At 60.8% G+C, this 18004-nt stretch carries 17 protein-coding genes and 2 pseudogenes; 6 read left to right on the forward strand and 13 right to left on the reverse strand.

The features are described from left to right. Positions 1–21: 21 nt before the first annotated feature. Positions 22–1074, reverse strand: a complete 1053-nt coding sequence (locus tag ACYZUM_RS13425; RefSeq protein WP_108182922.1) for an isopenicillin N synthase family dioxygenase — start codon at positions 1072–1074, stop codon at positions 22–24. Positions 1075–1289: 215 nt separating this feature from the next. Continuing rightward, positions 1290–2225, reverse strand: a complete 936-nt coding sequence (locus tag ACYZUM_RS13430; RefSeq protein WP_108182923.1) for a Gfo/Idh/MocA family protein — start codon at positions 2223–2225, stop codon at positions 1290–1292. A 264-nt stretch (positions 2226–2489) separates the two neighbouring features. Here ACYZUM_RS13430 and ACYZUM_RS13435 point away from each other — a divergent pair, with 264 nt between their 5' ends. Together ACYZUM_RS13435 and ACYZUM_RS13440 are read left to right on the forward strand one after the other, a co-directional pair. Then, positions 2490–2753 (forward strand): hypothetical protein, encoded by a 264-nt coding sequence (locus tag ACYZUM_RS13435; protein WP_041074997.1) that lies wholly within the window; start codon positions 2490–2492, stop codon positions 2751–2753. Continuing rightward, positions 2750–2908: pseudogene (locus ACYZUM_RS13440) on the forward strand (cell filamentation protein Fic); the annotation flags it as partial. The gene ACYZUM_RS13435 and the pseudogene ACYZUM_RS13440, both read left to right, overlap by 4 nt. A gap of 305 nt (positions 2909–3213) precedes the next feature. Here ACYZUM_RS13440 and ycaC read toward each other — a convergent pair. Together ycaC and ACYZUM_RS13450 are read right to left on the reverse strand one after the other, a co-directional pair. Beyond that, positions 3214–3846: an isochorismate family cysteine hydrolase YcaC gene (gene ycaC, locus ACYZUM_RS13445; protein ID WP_041074995.1), complete on the reverse strand. Its 633-nt coding sequence runs from the start codon at positions 3844–3846 to the stop codon at positions 3214–3216. A 158-nt stretch (positions 3847–4004) separates the two neighbouring features. After that, the gene (locus tag ACYZUM_RS13450; RefSeq protein WP_108182924.1) at positions 4005–4925 is read right to left on the reverse strand and encodes a universal stress protein; all 921 of its coding nucleotides are present in this window, start codon (positions 4923–4925) and stop codon (positions 4005–4007) included. A gap of 260 nt (positions 4926–5185) precedes the next feature. Between ACYZUM_RS13450 and fnr the strand changes: the two genes are divergently transcribed. Then, on the forward strand, positions 5186–5929 hold the full coding sequence (gene fnr, locus ACYZUM_RS13455; protein ID WP_041074991.1) for a fumarate/nitrate reduction transcriptional regulator Fnr: 744 nt from the start codon (positions 5186–5188) through the stop codon (positions 5927–5929). A gap of 16 nt (positions 5930–5945) precedes the next feature. On the opposite strand, the gene ACYZUM_RS13460 is transcribed toward fnr, so the two are convergent. Further along, positions 5946–6860: a universal stress protein gene (locus tag ACYZUM_RS13460; RefSeq protein ID WP_086792804.1), complete on the reverse strand. Its 915-nt coding sequence runs from the start codon at positions 6858–6860 to the stop codon at positions 5946–5948. Positions 6861–7085: 225 nt separating this feature from the next. Here ACYZUM_RS13460 and ACYZUM_RS13465 point away from each other — a divergent pair, with 225 nt between their 5' ends. Then, positions 7086–7649 carry a GNAT family N-acetyltransferase gene (locus ACYZUM_RS13465; RefSeq protein ID WP_041074987.1) on the forward strand — a complete coding sequence of 188 codons (564 nt, stop codon included), beginning with the start codon at positions 7086–7088 and terminating at the stop codon, positions 7647–7649. 48 nt (positions 7650–7697) lie between these two features. On the opposite strand, the gene ACYZUM_RS13470 is transcribed toward ACYZUM_RS13465, so the two are convergent. The 4 genes from ACYZUM_RS13470 to ACYZUM_RS13485 all read right to left on the reverse strand — a co-directional run bounded on the left by ACYZUM_RS13470 (position 7698) and on the right by ACYZUM_RS13485 (position 11339). Further along, a complete protein-coding gene (locus ACYZUM_RS13470) occupies positions 7698–8621 on the reverse strand; it encodes a universal stress protein (protein ID WP_041074985.1) in 924 nt (307 codons plus the stop codon). A gap of 116 nt (positions 8622–8737) precedes the next feature. Continuing rightward, positions 8738–9976, reverse strand: a complete 1239-nt coding sequence (locus tag ACYZUM_RS13475; protein ID WP_108182925.1) for an MgtC/SapB family protein — start codon at positions 9974–9976, stop codon at positions 8738–8740. A 38-nt stretch (positions 9977–10014) separates the two neighbouring features. Continuing rightward, positions 10015–10230: a hypothetical protein gene (locus ACYZUM_RS13480; protein WP_108182926.1), complete on the reverse strand. Its 216-nt coding sequence runs from the start codon at positions 10228–10230 to the stop codon at positions 10015–10017. Between the two features lie 35 nt (positions 10231–10265). Then, positions 10266–11339 carry an NAD(P)-dependent alcohol dehydrogenase gene (locus ACYZUM_RS13485; RefSeq protein WP_108182927.1) on the reverse strand — a complete coding sequence of 358 codons (1074 nt, stop codon included), beginning with the start codon at positions 11337–11339 and terminating at the stop codon, positions 10266–10268. A gap of 310 nt (positions 11340–11649) precedes the next feature. Here ACYZUM_RS13485 and ACYZUM_RS13490 point away from each other — a divergent pair, with 310 nt between their 5' ends. After that, on the forward strand, positions 11650–12573 hold the full coding sequence (locus ACYZUM_RS13490) for a universal stress protein (RefSeq protein WP_108182928.1): 924 nt from the start codon (positions 11650–11652) through the stop codon (positions 12571–12573). 148 nt (positions 12574–12721) lie between these two features. Continuing rightward, positions 12722–13480 carry a helix-turn-helix transcriptional regulator gene (locus tag ACYZUM_RS13495; protein ID WP_108182929.1) on the forward strand — a complete coding sequence of 253 codons (759 nt, stop codon included), beginning with the start codon at positions 12722–12724 and terminating at the stop codon, positions 13478–13480. Between the two features lie 55 nt (positions 13481–13535). Here ACYZUM_RS13495 and ACYZUM_RS13500 read toward each other — a convergent pair. The 4 genes and pseudogenes from ACYZUM_RS13500 to macA all read right to left on the reverse strand — a co-directional run. Further along, positions 13536–13703, reverse strand: a pseudogene (locus ACYZUM_RS13500) (DUF6124 family protein); the annotation flags it as partial. A gap of 139 nt (positions 13704–13842) precedes the next feature. Next, positions 13843–14214, reverse strand: a complete 372-nt coding sequence (locus tag ACYZUM_RS13505) for a DUF6124 family protein (RefSeq protein ID WP_108182931.1) — start codon at positions 14212–14214, stop codon at positions 13843–13845. A gap of 614 nt (positions 14215–14828) precedes the next feature. Next, positions 14829–16787 (reverse strand): MacB family efflux pump subunit, encoded by a 1959-nt coding sequence (locus tag ACYZUM_RS13510; RefSeq protein WP_142579997.1) that lies wholly within the window; start codon positions 16785–16787, stop codon positions 14829–14831. A 2-nt stretch (positions 16788–16789) separates the two neighbouring features. Further along, positions 16790–17938: a macrolide transporter subunit MacA gene (gene macA / locus ACYZUM_RS13515; RefSeq protein ID WP_041067195.1), complete on the reverse strand. Its 1149-nt coding sequence runs from the start codon at positions 17936–17938 to the stop codon at positions 16790–16792. Between the last annotated feature and the right edge of the window lie 66 nt (positions 17939–18004).

Genomic DNA, 18004 nt, shown 5'->3' on the forward strand with positions numbered 1-18004 from the left:
CGGAGTCCTTGAGCGAATGAATCAGGCGTTGACGGTCTTGCGAGCCGGTGCGGCGGGCATCAGCGCATCGGCATAGAAGCGCCGGGCGACGTCGGGGTGCGAACGCAACCGACCCTTGAGGTAGTTCCAGCCGACATCGCGAAACAACGGATTGAGCGGATCACTCGCCGGGCCACGCGCTTCACGCAGCAGCACGGTGGGCAACGGGTACAGCGGCACCACGGCATCGAGTTGCGCGCCGAGGAAGAAGGCGATGGACAAACGCTCGCTGCCTGCGGGCGGCGACACCACCCGATGCACCGTGGCGCGCAGATAACCGTTGGTGGCCAGCTCCAGCAATTCGCCGATGTTTACCACCAGCGTGTTGTCGCGGGGTAGCGCATCGATCCAGCGCCCCTCTTCGACCTCCACTTGCAGACCGGCCTGTTGGTCCTGCAGCAGAAAGCTCAGAAACCCCGAATCCTTGTGCGCACCGACGCCCTGCTGGCTCGCGCTGGCAGCCTGACCTGGGTAGCGCATCAACTTGATGTGTTCGTTGGGCTTGTCGCCGTACAACTGATCGAACGCGTCCGCCCGCAGCGACAGCGCCTGGGCAAAGGCACGCAGCAGGCGCAACGCCATGCGCGTCATCGCCTGTTGCCATTCCAGCAGCAGCGGTTTGAGCGCTGGCAGCGCCGCCGGCCATTGATTGGGCCCCTGCAACCGAGCCCACAACGGGCTGTCCGCGTCCAGCGGCAACGCTTCACGCTCGGCGCCGAGATCGAATTGCTCACGCCAGTCGGGTTGACCACGGGTGATCTCGGAAGCGGCACGGTTGTACCCGCGAAAGTGCGGCGAATTGATCATGCCGACGGCGGTTTTTTCGTGCTCGGACAAGGCGAAGAACTGCCGGGCGTGATCCTGCACCTGCTTGAGCAGGTGGCTGTCGATGCCATGGCCGGTAAGATAGAAAAAGCCGACGTCACGCGCGGCGTGACGCAGGTTTTCAAGAAATTCATAACGCTGTTGCGCGGTGCCTTCGAACAACGAAAGGTCGAGCGTCGGCAGCGTGGTGATATCGAGGGTATGCGGCATGATTCACTCCCGTGTGAACCAAACCTGAAGAGCCTTTGATCGATTCAGCGTGTGCCGTCATGGCAATCGGGGGTCTATCGGTTTGATGCGTTTGATTCGTCGTGAGACAAAACTAAACGATCTTAAAAACCACGAACAAATACCCTTTTTGCATTAGCTTAGGCCTGACGCTGAGGTTCGCCGTCATCGCACAACCGCTATCCCGTTTCAACCGATCAGCGTGCCGGATCATAAAACGGCTCGACTGCCACCCGGCTGCCGACAAAGAAACTGTCCGCCACCAGCCGCAGTGGTTGCAGATCCACATCGCTGGCCCGATCACCAATCAGCTGCCGGAAGTGTCGATACACCGCCGTGTACTCGCCCTCCTCCGACACCACTTGACGCACGCCGTCGATGCTCAGCAGCGCTCCGCCGTTATCCAGCCGCAGCACCCCTTCGGCGCAGCGAATCTCGATACTCCAGAGTTCGTCGTGACCGTGGTCGAAATCGAACTCGGCCCGCACGTCGAGTCTGCTGGCATCGGACATCTTGATCGACGCGGCAATCGGCGACTGGCAGTTGTCCGGTACCCGCAGTTCGGCGAACTCGACAAACAGTGGCTGCGCGAGCAAACGGGTGACGATCGACAAGGCATTGATGCCCGGATCGAAAACGCCCAGACCACCGGGTTGCCAGATCCACGTCTGACCGGGATGCCATTTGCGCACGTCTTCCTTCCAGTCGATCCGCACGCTTTGCAGCGTGCGACTGGCGAGCCAGTCGCGGGCGGCTTCAATACCGGGGGCGTAGCGCGAATGCCAGGCGAACAACGCACTGACGTCCTGCTGCCGGGCTTGGTTGACCAAAGCCATCGCCTCGCCCAGCGTGGCGCACGGCGGTTTTTCCACCAACACATGTTTGCCGGCGGCCAGCGCCTGCTGCACCAGTGCGAACCGACCTTGCGGCGGCGTACAAAACGCAATCGCATCCACCTCGGGGCCGTTCTCCAGCAACTCGCTCAACGAGTGAAAGTTCTCCACCCCGGCACAGGGTTTACCTTGCGTGGCGACCGCCACCAGACGAAATCCGGGATCGGCGTTGATCGCCGGAACATGTTGATCCTGGGCAATCTTGCCGTAGCCCACCAGACCGAGACGGATCGGTTGCATCAATGACTCCTGTTTTTGTCTTGTTGTCGTCAGCGAGTGCGCAGATTAGCCGTAAACGTCACGGAAAACCCAGCTGAGTCTGATCAAAAAACCGCAGATGTCAGCGCTCGGTTCATCGCGCAGGGTAGCGTGCATCAATGCAGCGGCGCAGACGAATAGAGCCTGCTTTCTTTACGTACCTTCCCAGATAGCCAAACGTTAGCTGGCACGCTCACAGAAACGACGCCGTGCTATGGTCCGACAGAGAAAACGAGGGGGTTCCAAATGACCAGATCAGCGACTCAGAGCGTCGCGACTGAAGTTCGCCTGCTTGCCAAAGCCCACAAGGTTACCGCCGATCGTGACAACCTCAGTTGCATGGCGGTGACCATCACGCGCCTGGCCGGTGATGTCGTGGAACTGGACGGTGTTGAGCAATTGCTCGTCAACCTGAAAAGAAAAGGCGTTTTGAGCAAGACAGAAATCATGGCCCTCCAAGGCCGCTACCTGCAGGAAAAAAGGCGTTGCAAAAAGCAACTCAGTGCATGAGTTTCGACCCCTTTGGCGATTTTGAGACTGAAGGTTATCTTCAGAACTCGCTCAAACTCAAAGATCCCATTGAAGTCAAAGAGTCCGAGCACCTCTCATTTGAAGCCAGTATCGACGACGCTCTCGCCTATCTCATCAAGGAAAAGCCCATTGAGTGAGCATCAGTTGTAAAGCCCTCCCTGCGAATCCTCATCACGTTTGAGTTGGGCCGCACGCCTGCAGGCTGACAACGGAGAAAAAAGCCTGTTTTTCAGGGCTAATGCTGCTCACTTAAGAAACTTTGCGTTCAATTGAAACCCGTGGCGAGGGAGCTTGCTCCCGCTGGACTGCGTAGCAGTCCCTCTTTTGGGGCCGCTTCGCGGCCCAGCGGGAGCAAGCTCCCTCGCCACAGTCACAGTGTCGGGCTTAAGTGAACAGCATTAACTTTTCAGGGCAGGCTTTCACATTCACAACGCTGCAGTCACTTTTGCTGCGCGGTCAACGCCGAGTAACTGTTCATCAGGTTCCGGTAGTTCGGAATCCGCTGCGACAGCAGATTGCCCAGTCCTTCGATGTCGTTGCGCCAGTCGCGGTGCAGCTCACAGGCGACCGAGAACCAGTTCATCATTTGTGCCCCGGCCTGAGTCATGCGGTTCCAGGCGGCTTGCTGGACGGTGGTGTTGAACGTGCCGGAGGCGTCGGTGACGACAAAGACGTCGAAGCCTTCGGCCAGTGCCGACAGGGTCGGGAATGCGACACAGACGTCGGTCACGACACCGGCAATGATGATCTGCTTGCGGCCGGTGGCCTTGATCGCCTTGACGAAGTCTTCGTTGTCCCAGGCGTTGATCTGGCCTGGGCGGGCGATGTACGGCGCGTCCGGGAACATTTCTTTCAGCTCCGGAACCAGCGGGCCGTTGGGGCCTTGTTCGAAACTGGTGGTGAGGATGGTCGGCAGGTTGAAGAATTTCGCCAGGTCGGCCAGCGCCAGCACGTTGTTCTTGAATTCGTTTGGCGAGAAATCCTGAACCAGAGAAATCAGACCGGTCTGGTGGTCGACCAGCAGGACTACGGCGTCGTCTTTGTTCAGGCGGTTGTAGGTTGCAGTGCTCATGTTTGATTCCCTTTTCTTGGTTGTGGTGGTTGGCGTTGCGTTGAACATGGGCACAGATTACTGACACAACCGGAACCGATAAATCGGTTGAAAAGCGTTTCACTGTCAACTCATAACGGACAATCCTGTGACCAGGATCGGCCTCGCATGCTTCCGTCTCAATTCACCTCGGGTAGGGGTTTGGCGATCATCAAACTGCACGGCGCCCGGTTGAGGACACTCTCGACCGTCGCGCCGATGAAGCCGTCGAGGCCCTGCTGGTAGGTCGTACCGAGCACCAGCAGGTCGAACGCGTTCTGGCGAGCGAACTGTTCGATCACTTTGTGCGGGATCCCGCTCATCTGGTGTCGGCGTTGAGTCTCGATTGCGTAACGCTCGGCCAGCGCATCAAACGCCTCTTGCTGGGTGTCGTTGATCGCCTCGCACAGGCTGTGATCCAGACTCAGCGTCGGCACGCTCATCGCCGCATCGCCCAGCACCGACCAGTTGCTGACATTGAGCAGGTGCAACTCGGCGCCGCAAGCGCTTGCCAGCGTGGCGGCCAGATCGAGGATGCGGTCGTTGAGGCCTTGGGTCAGAGCCTCCAGATGCGACAGATCGACGGCGGCGAGCATTTTCAGCGGCAGAGGATGACGGGTTTCGGTGACCAGATGCACCGGGGCCGGACAGTCGCGCAGCAACAGCCAGTCCAGCGGTCGATGGAATGCCCGATTCAGCGCCGGGACATGATGAGTATCCTTGATCACCAGATCGGCTCGATAGTCATTGATGTACTCCAGCAGATGCGCCGGCGTGGCCCTGGCCCAGACCACTTCGCTGCTGACCTGCACGCCGCTGCCGGTGTGGAACCGGGCCTGTTGCTCCAGCCAGTGCCGGTGTACCTGCAAATAACCCTCGCGTGCCTGGGCCATCGCATCGTGGTCAAACAGACCGGCCACCGCCAGCGCCTGCACATAATCGAACGCCACGATGTGCAGCGCCGCGCCGGTTGCCTGCGCCAGAGCCATCGCGCGATCGAAGGCCGGGGTGCGAACCATTTCGGCAGGCGCGATCAACAGCATTCGCTTGAATCTGAGCATACGAACCTCATCCTGGCAGTGCGGTACTGGCCTGAGGGCCAGCCTGACATCCCTGTCGATCGAGTAGTGACCACTTGCCCGGCCAGTATCCGACGGTACCTTGCGAGGGTTCTGATTTTTATCAAGCAATGGCGCAGCTGCGTTCCCCCGCAGTGCGCTTTCGTCCGTTCGTCAGCTGGCGCAGGCGGTTGTTAAATGAAATCGGTGTCCGTATGCGGGGCACCTATGCTTAACCCACCCCCAACCGCGTGAACTCTCCCATGTCCGAAAAACTTGCTCTGCCTGTGCACCACCTCAAAACCGCGTGCTCCAACTGCAGTGTGCTGGAGTTGTGTCTGCCGATCGGCATGAGCGGTGCAGAAGTCGAGCGCCTGGACACGCTGATCGTGCAACGGGTCAAGGTCAAAAAGGGTGCTGCGCTGTACCGCACCGGCGATCCGCTGCGCTCGTTGTATGCCGTGCGAATCGGCTCGTTCAAGACCAGCATGCTGTCGGTGGACGGCCGTGAGCAGGTCACCGGTTTTCACATCCCCGGCGAGATGCTCGGGCTGGACGCCATCAGCGCCGACGAGCATGCCTGCAATGCCTTTGCCCTGGAGGACAGCGAGGTCTGCCCGATCCACTTCGCGCAGCTGGAAAAACTGGCGCAGAACCTGCCGTCGCTGCAGCACAACCTCAATCGGCTGCTGAGCCGTGAAATCGTGCGCGACCACAGCATGTTGATGCTCATGGGCAACATGAACTCGGATGAGCGGCTGGCGGCGTTTCTGCTCAATCTGTCGCAACGCTTGAGCCTGCGCGGTTACTCGGCAAAGGATTTCGTGCTGAAAATGCGCCGCGAGGAAATCGGCTCCTTTCTCGGGCTGCGTCTGGAAACCATCTGCCGGGGCATCGCTCACCTGCGGGATCAGGGACTGGTGGAAATCAGCGGCCGCGACGTGCGAATCCAGAACATGGACGGCCTCAAGCAATTGGTTGCCGGCTGCCACCGCTCGCCACGCTGAGGCCGGCCCCGGCCGGTCAATCGCTGGGGCCCCGTTGCCTGACCGCCAGAATGCTGCCCGGCACCGAGTACAGTGCCCGCTCGGTGTTGCTGCCGATCAACCGGTCAACCCCGACCCGATGCACCGTACCCATCACCACCACGTCAGCCAGGTACTGCTCGACAAACTCGCTGATCACCGGCACCGGCAAGCCCATGGCGAAATGCCGACGTTCCGGGGGTACGCCATGACGATCGGCCAGCGTCACAAAAGCCTGATGCAGCGATTCACGCAGTTCTTCGACAAAATTGCCGTTCCAGCCACCGGTCACCAGCGGTGCGTCACCGTTGAATGCCGCCGACAAGTCATAGGCGTACAACAAGTGCAACGGCGCGTCACATTGCAAGGCCAGGGCGTTGGCCGTCTGGATGATGGTGTCGTTCAAGCCGTTGATCTGCGTGGCCGGATCGAACGGATCCACCGCCGCGACCACTCGATGCGGTAATGCGTAGCGAATCTGATTGACCAGGTGCACCGGCACCGGGCATTCACGCAGCAAGTGACAATCGAGTGGCGTGATGAACACCCGTTTCAGCACTGGCTCCAGCGCCACATCCTTGATCAGCAGATCGGGCTTGAGTGCCTGCACGGTCCTGAGAATCTCCAGCAACGGGTGCGTGGTGAACACCACATCGACGGTGACCTTCAGGCCATGGCCGTTGAGTCGTTCGACCTCATCGGCGATCCAGCGGCGGTAGCGCCGCAAATAGCGCTGAGCGTCGACTTCGTCGATTCTTTCTTCCCACAGATGCGCAACCGGCACCGGTTCGACAAAGGCCCGTACGTCCAGCGCCGCCCCGCTCGCCTTGGCCAGCGCCATGGCGCGCAGCATGGCGGGTGACTGATGCAGGGTCTGGTCGGCGACCAGCAGCAAACGTTGATATTGCCCCATCACACACCTCCGCTCGGCACCGGCGTTGCACGACCGGCAAGGTTCCAGCCTGCGCTCGCGGCCCACTGCCCGACGTTGATTTACATCAACCAACAGCCATTGAGTGACGCGTTTGCGTGTGTCTGATCCAGATCAGATGCGGGCCTCGGCGACGGCGTAAAACCATCAAAAACAACCGTTGCTCAACGCGTGTCAGCCTTTTCAAACCGGATGGAGGATTACCCCATGCTTACAGTCAAAGACCACAACGATCGAGCCGTGGCGGCCTACGCCGCAGTCTCCGGGCAACACTGGATCGAGGCCGTCAAGGATGGGCGTCATGTGTTGATCCGTCCGTTGGCGGAAAAGGATCGCGAGCGTGAATACGCCTTCATCAAGCGCCTGTCGCCCGAGTCCCGGCACATGCGTTTTCTGGCGCAGATCAGCGAGCCCGGCCCGGCAATGCTCGACCAACTGATGGACACCGATAACCGGCAACGCACGGCGTTTATCGCGCTGGTGCATGAAAACGGCCAACTGATCGAAATCGGCATCAGCCGGTATGCCGCCACCGGCGAGCATGAATGCGAATGTGCCGTCACCGTTGCCGATGAATGGCAACACCTGGGCCTGGGAACACTGTTGATGGAGCATCTGATCAAGGCTGCACGCCAGAACGGCTTCCGCCAGATGTATTCGGTCGACGTTGCCAGCAACGAACCGATGCGCGAACTGGCCCGGGCGCTGAAGTTCGAAACCCACCACGATCCTGAAGACAGCCGTCAGGTCATACACCGTCTTCACCTGTAAAAATCGCCCGGTGCCGAGTCTGCAAACGACTCGGCACCGGGCGATTCTTCACGATTGCAAGGTATGTCCCGGTTTGATCGCCAGCACACTGCACGGCGCGCGATGCAGGATCTGTTCGGCGGTGGTGCCCAACAACTTGTTCAAACCGTGGTGCTGCACCGTGCCCAACACGATCACCTCAATGTGATGTTCGGCGGCAAACTCGCAAATGCTCGGCACCGGTGGACCCTCGACAAAATGTCGGCAGGTCGGAGGCACACCGTGGCGTTCGGCCAGGGCGGCAAATGCCTCATGTTGCGCACTGCCCAGTGACTCATAGATGCCGGTGGCCAGCGGCAAGGCGCCGTAGCCCATGTCCGTGGCATACACCGCCGCCCAGTCGTAGACATGCAGCAACTCAAGCCTGGCATCACACTGCTCGGCCAGGCGCACCGCAGCGTCGACAATCTGATCATTGAACAGCAGGTCCTGATCTTCACTGCGCAGTACGTCAATGATCGCCAGCACACTGCGTGGCCTTGGATGCACGTCATCGGTGACCAGATGCACCGGCACCGGGCAATCGCGCAGCAGCTGCCAATCCAGCGGGGTATAAAACACCCGCTTCAACGCCGACTCCTGCTGCGCATCCTTGATGATCAGCGCCAACGGCATTTCGTTGACGAACTGCAGGACTTCTTCGTAAGGATGTTGCACCCAGACCACCTCACTGGTGACCTGGATGCCATGCCGTTCGAGCAATTTGCCCTGCTCGGCCAGCCACTGGCGATGCGTGCGCAAATAACCGTCCCGGGCCAGACGGATTTGCTCAGGAGCGAACAGGCCCGCCACCGCCAGCGCCTGCAGGTAATCGAAGGCGACGATGTGCAACGGCAACTGCATGGCGACGGCCAACGCGGCGGCACGCTCGAACGCCGGGGTGTGGCTCATGGTAGGGGGAGCAATCAACAACAAGCGTTGGGTCTGCGACATGGGGCACCTCGGCACGGCGGCCAACGGGATCAAGTGAACAGATCTCCAGATTGCCCGCTCCTGCTGCCGACGAGTTGATCTTGATCAGCTCTGCCTCAAACCCGCGCCGCCGCGTTTCAGTGCCATAAGGTGCCGGCCCACATCGCCAGTGTCAGCAGCACCTGCCCGGGGATGACAATCGCCGCGAAACGCCTGCCGCCGCTGACCCAGGCCACCACGCATTTGCTCAACGAGTTGCTGCTGATCGCGATCAGCGCTGGAGCGACAATCGCCGCCACCGGTAACAGGCCGGCCTTGGCCAACCCGGCGATCGAGGCGGTTGACGCGTGCGCATCGGCGAACCCGCTGAAGGTGGCGGTGAGCATCACGCCCACCTGGCCGAATTGACTGAGCATGGCCGACGAGACCAGGGTGATCGCGGTCATGGTCAACGCAACGATCAAGGCCAGTTTCAGATTGAATGCACCGCCTGCCGGCAGCGTCTCTTCAGCTCCTCTGGCGGGTCGGGGAAACATCAGACAAGCACTGTAGATCAGCGCCGCCACGCTGCCGCAGACTAACGGCAGCCACATGTTGCGCAACAAGGCTGGATCGACGGTGGCGAGAATCAGCCCGGTCTGAACCATGGTCGCCAGATTGGACAGCAGCGCTGCCGCGCTGAGGATTCGCAGATTCGCCGGCTCCCGGGCGAGCCGATGGCCCATCGTCGCAATGGTCACGGTGCTGGAAGCGAAGCCGGAGGCGATGGCGCTGAGAACGTAGCCGTAACGAATGCCCAGCGTACGAACGGCAATGTGCCCGCCGGCGCCCACCAGCATCAGCAACACCGTCAAGGTGCAAATGGTGCGCAGATTGAGCGCGGCGTACGGCCCGATGTAGCGATCCGGTGTCAACGGCAACACCACCAGCGCGGTTATCAGCAAGATCAGGCCATCACGCATTTCGGTTTCGCTCAACTGCGTGATCGCGAAGTCATGCAGCTTTTCCCGATACGTCAGCAAACCCGCCACCACCACGCCAATCGCCACCGCCAGTTCGGGTGAGCGTGTGCACAACGCGCCCAATATGAGCACGATGAGCAGCGCCACTTCGCTGGTCACGCCGGGGTCGTCATCGCGCCCGCGCCAATAGGCGACGGTGATCAGCAAGGTCAAACCGATCGCGACAATCCCCACCAACAGCGCCGCCCCGACCACCATCGCGGCGTAGCCCAGCAACGCGCTGATCGCGAAGGTGCGCAAACCTGCGCTGCCTCGACGCTCACCCGTGCCCTTGTGCCGTTCGCGCTCAAGACCGATGAGCATGCCGATGCCCAAGGCAGCCGCCGCCCCCGTCATGCCCAGGGATTCATTCATCGTCGATTTGCCCTGCCTTACCCCTGCGCGGATCGAATTCAGCCCACCACAGCCTTCACGGTTCTGACCGGCGCGGGTGGAGTAAATATTTGACGCTCAGTTGCGTGTGGCCAGGGATGCGGCGCGTCGATGCGGGTCTGGAGCCGGCTGACAAAAGCCTGCGCCTCCTGCAACTGATTGAAGTACACGCGACAATCATCCAGCGACACCACCCAGCCATGCGGCGCCGCCGTTGCACTGATATCAATGTTCATCGAAAAGCCTCCGTCAAATCGGAAAAGGCCCTTGTTCAAGGGGTAATCGCCACCTTCATGACCCCGTCGCGCTGATGCGCAAACAGCTCATACGCCGCCTCGATGTCATCGAGTTTGAAGCGATGGGTCACCAGCGGCGACAGATCCACCGCGCCGCTTTGCACCACCGCCATCAAGCGACGCATGCGTTCCTTGCCACCAGGGCACAGGGTCGAGACGATGCTGTAATCGCCCAGCCCGGCGGCAAAGGCATTGAGCGGAATGCGCAGGTCGCTGGAGTACACTCCCAGGCTCGACAAGCGTCCACCGGGACGCAGCACCCGCAAGGCCGATTCGAAAGTTCCTTGGGTGCCCAGCGCTTCGATGGACACGTCGACACCACGGCCATCGGTCAACGCCATGATCTGCTCGACCACGTCGCCGTCCTTGAAGTTGACCACATGGGTCGCGCCCAGTCGGCGGGCGACGCTCATGCGTTCGGGCACGGCATCGACGCCGATGATCGTGGTGGCGCCCTTGAGGCGCGCCCCCGCCACCGCACACAGGCCGATCGGCCCGAGGGCAAAGACCGCGACGCTGTCGCCGATGTTGATCTGCCCGCGTTCCGCCCCGGAAAAACCGGTGGACATGATGTCCGGGCACATCAGCACCTGTTCGTCGCTGAGGCCGTCGGGGATCGGGCACAGATTGGCCAGGGCGTCCGGCACCAGCACGTATTCGGCCTGGCAGCCGTCGATGGTGTTGCCGAACTTCCAGCCGCCAATCGCCTTGAAGCCGTGGCGGGTGTCCGGGCCGTCCTGCGAGCCGCAACCGCACAGGCAGGCGTAACTTTGGCCGCTGGGCGTGATAGCCCCGGCGATCACCCGTTGACCTTCGACGAAACCGCGCACCTGCGAACCCAGCCGCTCGATGACGCCCACCGGCTCATGACCGATGGTCAGCCCCTTGGCCACCGGGTATTCGCCGCGCAGGATATGCACGTCTGTCCCGCAGATTGTCGTGGTGGTGACGCGCACCAGCGCATCCAGTGGCCCAACTTGCGGAATCGGCTTGTCTTCGAGCACGATGCGGTTCTTTTCGACGAAGATCGCTGCTTTCATCATGGTCATGATCAAATCCTCTGAGCGGGTCGCAGCTTGAGATGTCTTCAAGACTGCGCCGTCGTCACAGCGCCAACGTTGATAATGGTCAAACAAACTGCGGATCAGCCCACCGCTGTCGCGAGCACGCCCGCTCCCACCCGGGATCTCGGACAGCCTCCTCATACCGCACGTCCGATGGACTGTGTGGGTGAATCGCCCCGTTGACAAATATCAATCCCGCCCGCCACGCCCGGGCCACGATGGACTCAAGGCTCACGGCCCGAACACAACGCCGCCCTTTCGCGTCGTGTGTGCGATCAACCACGGGAGATTTGTCATGTCTGAGCAATCGCGTTTCATGCTGGTGGTTTCGCCCCTGATGAAAAACAGCCCGGCTTTCGAGCGCGCCGCCGCGCTGGCCAAGGCCTCCGACGCGGCGTTGCACATCGTTGCATTCGATTATCTGGAAGGCCTGGCGACCGCCGGACTGGTCAACGAACAGGCGCTGGAACAGATGCGCCTGGGCTACATCGAACGCCATCATCAATGGCTTGAGGACCAGGCCCGGCCATTGCGCAAACTCGGGGTGCACGTCACCACCGAGGTGGTCTGGGTCGAGAGGCCGCTGCAGGAAATCCTCATTCACCTGCGCGAACAACCGATGGCGGCGCTGATCAAGGCACTGGAACACGAATCACTGCTGTCGCGCCTGATGTTCACCCCGCTGGATGTGCACCTGCTGCGCGAATGCCCGGTGCCGCTGCATTTCGTCAGCCATGTGCAACACGCCCTGCCACGGCGGATTGTCGCGGCGGTCGACCCGTTCCATCGCGATGGTCAGTACCAAGGTCTGAACGACCGGATCCTGTACGAGGCCGATAAACTGGCGACGCTGTGTAACGCGCAGCTCGACGTGATTTACGCCCATGACCTGACCTCGCTCAGCGCCGCCGAATTCGGTTTCGATCACGCCTCCGCGTTCTTTTCCTCCAGTGCCGCCAAGGCGCTGTTCGATGCCCAGGGCGAAGCGTTCCGTGAGCTGGCCGAACGCAACGATATTCCGGCAGAAAACCAGCACATGATCCTGGGCGACCCGGCCAAGGTACTGGCCAGCTACGCCGATGCTTATGACATCGACATGATCGTCATGGGCCGCATCGCCCACCGGGGTGTGGGCCGTCTGATCGGCAGCACCGTCGAACACCTGCTGTACAAGATGCCATGCAGCGTGTGGGTGGTGGCGCCGGAAAAAATCGAGTGAAGTTATAAGCTGATAACGCCTTCATTAAACCGTCTTTCAAACGTTGTACTAGGATAGGATCCACATCCTGACATTGCGTCGACCAGGGAACATGCTCGACGCAGGTCAGGAATGGGACTGTTTCACCTGCAACTCATGGATGATGTTTATGAACTCACACCTGTTTCCCCATATCGGCAAAGTCATTGCGAGCACCGGTAGTCGGCACTTTCCGCGAATGCTGCATGACCTGATCCAGACGCAACTGGCGGTGGACGCCACGCACATTCGGCAAATGCGCGTTGAGCCGGTCGGCCGCCCCGCCCATCGCAATCCGCCGGAAACCGGCAAAGACTCGGCCCAGCAGGCTGAAACGGTATTCTGCGAACACATTGCCGCACGCTCGAGTGCGCCAATAGACGCGCCCGCCTCCGCCAGCGCCGACGCCTCACAATTGCACCTGACCCGACGCAAGGACGGCTACCGCTACGTGATTTCGGTGTATCGCAACGACCAGTCGCAACGGTTCTCGGCCCAGGAGCAGAGTTTGTTGCAGGACATCTCTCCGGTGCTGTTGCCGATGCTGGAAAAACACATTCACGCCCTGCAACCCTTGCAGACCGGCACTGAAGAGCCGTCGCCCGGCACTGACGGCGCGCAACCGGGCCTGGACAACCTGCGACTGCGCTTCAACGAACGTTTACAGCAACTGGGCCTGAGCCTGTCCAATCGCGAAACCGAAGTGTGCATTGGCCTGCTCGCCGGGCGTACCGCGCCGGAGCTCGCCGAGCAATTGCAGTTGAAGGTCAACACGGTGGAAAGCTATCTCAAGCGCGCCGCGATCAAACTGGGGATCAGCGGCCGGCATTCGTTGATGCGCTGGATGTACTCGCCGGAGGACACGTCCACCGCCACCAGCGCGGCCTGAGTCCGCCACTGAAGAAAAAAACCGCCGCCCTCCCCGGGTGGCGGTTTTTTACATGGTTGACCAGGAACATGCTGCTGGGGGTGTACGGTGTGGCCATGATGTGCGCGGGCGCGAGGTAGTGATCGAGGGCGCGTTCGGCGGCTTCGTGGAGTTTTCTGGAGTTGAGGGATTCGTACGGCGATACCGGGTCTGTAATCGGCGGATTGGATGAGGTTTCGGACATCAGCTGGCACTCCGATCGAGGCACTTTGAAAGAATTTCTCAATGTAGGAGCTGCCGAAGGCTGCGATCTTTTGATGTTGCTTTTAAAAACAAGATCAAAAGATCGCAGCCTGCGGCAGCTCCTACAGAGGACCGGACAGTTAGTTCGGCACGCGGCGGCCGTCCAGCACTCGGTTGACCATCAGTTCACTGAGCATGATTACCTGATGCAGCATCAGCATCGCCCGGCGCTGTGGGTGGTCGACGACGTCGCCAATATCGCGGGCCATGTCGCTGGCGGCGGCTAACGATTCGCAGGCTTCGACGAGCAAGGTTTCCTCGTCCACGGTGGGGTCGATGAGGAAGATTCTGCTGGATTTGCGTGACGAGGCTGAAGGGATCGAGATCTTCAGGGCGCCGGGGTTGAGGTAGAAGTTGATGGCGCGGTCGGTGGCCGCTTTTATCTTCTGCGGGTCGAGGGCTGGGGCGTACGGGATTGAGGTGTCTGGGGGGTTGGGTGTGGCTTTGAACATGGATGAAGCTCCTGCTTAGCAAAAGTAAGGAGCCATCACTCTCGCTACCAAACGAGGGTGGCGGCCATACGCGGGTTGGTAGACCGGTCTAAGCAGGAAAACCCGGCGCTCACGAATGAGCCCCACGCATGGCCACCATAAAATCGAGTCCCTGAAAAGGTACTGAATATGGCGTCGCCATCACACTTAGAAACGGGCTACCAAACCCGATCACTGATTTTCAGTGACAGGGAAACGATATAGCCCGCCCCATAGCCGTGTAAGCCAGCGGATTCTGGCGTACGCGTAGGTAACGGCGCAAGGCGTTGTAGCCGGTATGGCGTAACGGCTCGTGTATTTTAAACGTGGTTGCAGGGTGCGTTTATGGTGTGTGTGGAGGATCGGGATTGCTCCTGTAGTTTTGATGTCGTCTGGCAGACCGCTTTCGCGAGCAGGCTCGCTCCCACAGTTGAATTGAGTGCATTCAGTTGGGAGGTTGGTCGGCTTGTGGGCCGTCATCGCTGGCAAGCCAGCTCCCACAGTTGGATTGAGGGCGAAAAACAGGGACGGGGTCATGGCCCGTCCCTTTCGATTTGTGCGCATCAGGCACGAGCCCGGCCAATCAGCTCCGGCAATCAGTCCCGCGCCAGCGCCTCGATCGGATCGAGGCGCGATGCATTACACGCGGGGACGAAGCCGAAGACGATGCCGATCAGCGTCGAGCAGATCACCGCCGTCAACACCGAGGCCATGGAGAACACCATCTCCCATTCCTTGATGAACAGCGAAAACAGGTGGCCGATGGCGTACGACAGGGAAATGCCGATGGCCCCACCGAGCAGGCAGACCATCACCGCCTCCACCAGAAACTGCTGACGAATGTCCGACTGGCGCGCGCCGACCGCCATGCGAATGCCGATCTCCCGCGTGCGCTCGGTCACCGACACCAGCATGATGTTCATCACCCCTATGCCGCCGACCACCAGCGAAATCACCGCGATCAGCGACAGCAGCAAGGCCAGCGAGCGGCTGGTTTTCTGCACGGTCTGCATCACGCTGTCGAGGTTGTTGGTGTAGAAATCCTTGATGCCGTGGCGTTGCAGCATCAATTGGGTGACGTGATTTTCCACGACTTTGCTCGACTGGCCGTCCTTGATCCGTACGCTGATGCTGTCGAGAAAGCGTTGGCCCAGGATACGCCCGGCGGCGGTTTCGTAGGGCACCCAGACGTTGAGGGTTTTGCCTGAGGCAAACAGGTTTTTGTTCTCGGCCGCCACGCCGATCACCGTGCACGGCAGGTTGCCGATCAGGATCACCTGGCCCAGCGGATCGACACCCTCGGCGAACAACCGATGCCGGGTGTTGTAGTCGATCACCACCACCTGCGCCTGGCGCCGCGCATCGCTCTCGTCGAAGGTGATGCCCGCCTCCAGTTTGATCCCGCGCACCTGGAAATACTGGTCGCTGACACCATTGATCTGCGCGTCGAGGTCGATGTTGCGGTAACGCAAAAGCATGCTGCGGCCGACCACCGGGGTGGCGCTGTCGACGTAATACAGCTGATTCAGCGCGGTAACGTCGGCCGGCACCAGCGTCTCGATCGAGGCCGCGCGCTTGTCGCCGAAACTGCTGCCGGAATAGATATCGATGGTATTGCTGCCGATCGCCGAAATGTCCTTGAGCACGTAGTTTTTCGCGCCCTCACCGATCGCCGAAATCGACACCACCGAGGTGATGCCGATGACGATCCCGAGCATGGTCAGCAAGGTGCGCATGCGGTGCGAAATCAGCGCCACCCAGGCCATGTTGAAGGCTTCCTTGAACAGCCCGAGGCTGGCGACCAGGCGGCGGGTCGCCGGTGGTTTGGGCGGCACCTCCTCTTCGTCCGAGAGTTGCCCGGTGTCGCGCTGGTTGCGCCGGTCGCTGAGGATTTCGCCGTCGCTGACTTCGATGATGCGCTCGGCGTTGGCCGCGACTTTCGGGTCGTGGGTCACCAGAATCACCGTGTGCCCGGCTGCGTGCAGCTCCAGCAGAATGCGCATCACCTCCTTGCCGCTGGCGGTGTCGAGGGCGCCGGTGGGTTCGTCGGCAAGGATCACTTCACCGCCATTCATCAAGGCCCGGGCGATACTCACCCGTTGCTGCTGACCGCCGGAGAGCTGACTCGGGCGATGCGTCAGGTGCCCGTCGAGGCCCAGCCGCGCCAGCAACTCACGGGCGCGGGCGTGGCGTTGCGGCGCGGGAATGCCAGCGTAGATGGCCGGCATCTCGACGTTGTGCATCGCGCTCAGGTGCGGCAGCAAGTGATAACGCTGGAAGATGAAGCCGAAGTAATCGCGGCGCAGTTCGGCCAGCGCCTGATCGTCGAGGTCGCGGGTCTCCTGGCCGTTGATCCTGTAGCTGCCGGCGGTGGCGTAATCGAGGCAGCCGAGGATGTTCATCAGGGTTGATTTGCCGGACCCGGAGGCGCCGATGATCGCCACCATTTCTCCGGCATTTATCGTCAGGTTGATGTCCTTCAGCGCGAGAAACTCGCGATCGCCGGCAGTGAAACTGCGGGTGATGCCGGTCAGTTGCAGTAACGGCTGCGTCATGCTCAAGCCCCCGCCACGGCGGGCAGCGGATCACCGATCACCACCCGCTCGCCTTCATTCAGGCCCTGATTGATCTGCACTTTGACGTTGTTATTGATCCCGGTCTGCACGTTGCGCGACTGCGCCTGGCCCTTGGCGTCCAGCACCCGCACCGGAAAGCTGCCATCGGCATTGCGTGGGCCGAGCGCGGCCACCGGCACGGTCAGCACCGATTGCGCGGTATCAAGGACGATACGCACCTGCGCGGTCATCGAGATACGCAAGCGATGGTCGGGATTGGGCACCTCGAACAGCGCGTTGTAGAACACTGCGGTGTTTTGTTTCGGGGTGCCGGCTGGCGGCGTTTCGAGGAAGTTCTGCGGCGCCGGTTCAGTACCGCGCAGCTTGCCGTAATAGCGTTTGTCCTCGCCGAGAATGGTGAAGTACACCTGCTGTCCCGGTGCGATATGGATCACGTCCGCTTCCGAGACCTGCGCCTTGATGGTCATGGTGTCCAGATCCGCCAGTTTCAGCAGGATCGGCGCCAACTGGTTAGCGATCACGGTCTGGCCTTCCTGGGTGACGATGCCGACCACGTCGCCATCGATGGGTGCGACGATCCGCGTATACGCGAGGTTGACCTTGGCGGTGTCGATCTGGATGTGCGCACTCTTGATCTGCGCGTCCAGCGACAACAGATTGGCCTGCTGCACCTCGTAGTTCGATTGCGCGGTTTCAAAATCCTGACGCGAGATCGACGCGTCTTCCTGCAGGTTCTGATAGCGCTGGTAAATCGCTTTGGTCTGCTTGAGCTGCGCCTGCGTCGCGCGCTTCTGCGCCTGCAGGTTTTCCTCATCGACCTGCGCCTGCCGCAGAGTGTTCTGCAGCACCAGCGGATCGATCTCGGCCAGCCACTGGCCCTTCTTCACCTTGTCGCCAACCTTGACCTTGAGCGACTTCAACTGCCCCGACACTTGCGCGCCGACATCCACTTGCTTGACGCCTTCCAGCAAACCGGTGGCGAGCACGGTGTTTTCGATGTCCGTGCGTTCGACCGGCGCTGTCTGGTATTTCGGCGCTTCGGCCGGGGCCTGCACCGTGTACAGCACCAACCCGGCCACCGCCGCCAACGCCAACCCCATACCGACTTTGCGCAACTTCGACTTTTCCATAAATAACCACAAGTCCGTTCAGGGATGGACCCGGCCAGCGGCCGGGTCTTGATAGAAAAACCACAC

It is taken from the genome of Pseudomonas sp. m6p, assembly GCF_055760375.1.

Excerpts from the sequence above, each read along its gene's own strand:
- ACYZUM_RS13425 (WP_108182922.1), bottom strand. The coding sequence starts at position 1,074 with ATGCCGCATACCCTCGATATCACCACGCTGCCGACGCTCGACCTTTCG.
- ACYZUM_RS13430 (WP_108182923.1), bottom strand. The coding sequence starts at position 2,225 with ATGCAACCGATCCGTCTCGGTCTGGTGGGCTACGGCAAGATTGCCCAG.
- ACYZUM_RS13435 (WP_041074997.1), top strand. The coding sequence starts at position 2,490 with ATGACCAGATCAGCGACTCAGAGCGTCGCGACTGAAGTTCGCCTGCTT.
- ycaC (WP_041074995.1), bottom strand. The coding sequence starts at position 3,846 with ATGAGCACTGCAACCTACAACCGCCTGAACAAAGACGACGCCGTAGTC.
- ACYZUM_RS13450 (WP_108182924.1), bottom strand. The coding sequence starts at position 4,925 with ATGCTCAGATTCAAGCGAATGCTGTTGATCGCGCCTGCCGAAATGGTT.
- fnr (WP_041074991.1), top strand. The coding sequence starts at position 5,186 with ATGTCCGAAAAACTTGCTCTGCCTGTGCACCACCTCAAAACCGCGTGC.
- ACYZUM_RS13460 (WP_086792804.1), bottom strand. The coding sequence starts at position 6,860 with ATGGGGCAATATCAACGTTTGCTGCTGGTCGCCGACCAGACCCTGCAT.
- ACYZUM_RS13465 (WP_041074987.1), top strand. The coding sequence starts at position 7,086 with ATGCTTACAGTCAAAGACCACAACGATCGAGCCGTGGCGGCCTACGCC.
- ACYZUM_RS13470 (WP_041074985.1), bottom strand. The coding sequence starts at position 8,621 with ATGTCGCAGACCCAACGCTTGTTGTTGATTGCTCCCCCTACCATGAGC.
- ACYZUM_RS13475 (WP_108182925.1), bottom strand. The coding sequence starts at position 9,976 with ATGAATGAATCCCTGGGCATGACGGGGGCGGCGGCTGCCTTGGGCATC.
- ACYZUM_RS13480 (WP_108182926.1), bottom strand. The coding sequence starts at position 10,230 with ATGAACATTGATATCAGTGCAACGGCGGCGCCGCATGGCTGGGTGGTG.
- ACYZUM_RS13485 (WP_108182927.1), bottom strand. The coding sequence starts at position 11,339 with ATGACCATGATGAAAGCAGCGATCTTCGTCGAAAAGAACCGCATCGTG.
- ACYZUM_RS13490 (WP_108182928.1), top strand. The coding sequence starts at position 11,650 with ATGTCTGAGCAATCGCGTTTCATGCTGGTGGTTTCGCCCCTGATGAAA.
- ACYZUM_RS13495 (WP_108182929.1), top strand. The coding sequence starts at position 12,722 with ATGAACTCACACCTGTTTCCCCATATCGGCAAAGTCATTGCGAGCACC.
- ACYZUM_RS13505 (WP_108182931.1), bottom strand. The coding sequence starts at position 14,214 with ATGTTCAAAGCCACACCCAACCCCCCAGACACCTCAATCCCGTACGCC.
- ACYZUM_RS13510 (WP_142579997.1), bottom strand. The coding sequence starts at position 16,787 with ATGACGCAGCCGTTACTGCAACTGACCGGCATCACCCGCAGTTTCACT.
- macA (WP_041067195.1), bottom strand. The coding sequence starts at position 17,938 with ATGGAAAAGTCGAAGTTGCGCAAAGTCGGTATGGGGTTGGCGTTGGCG.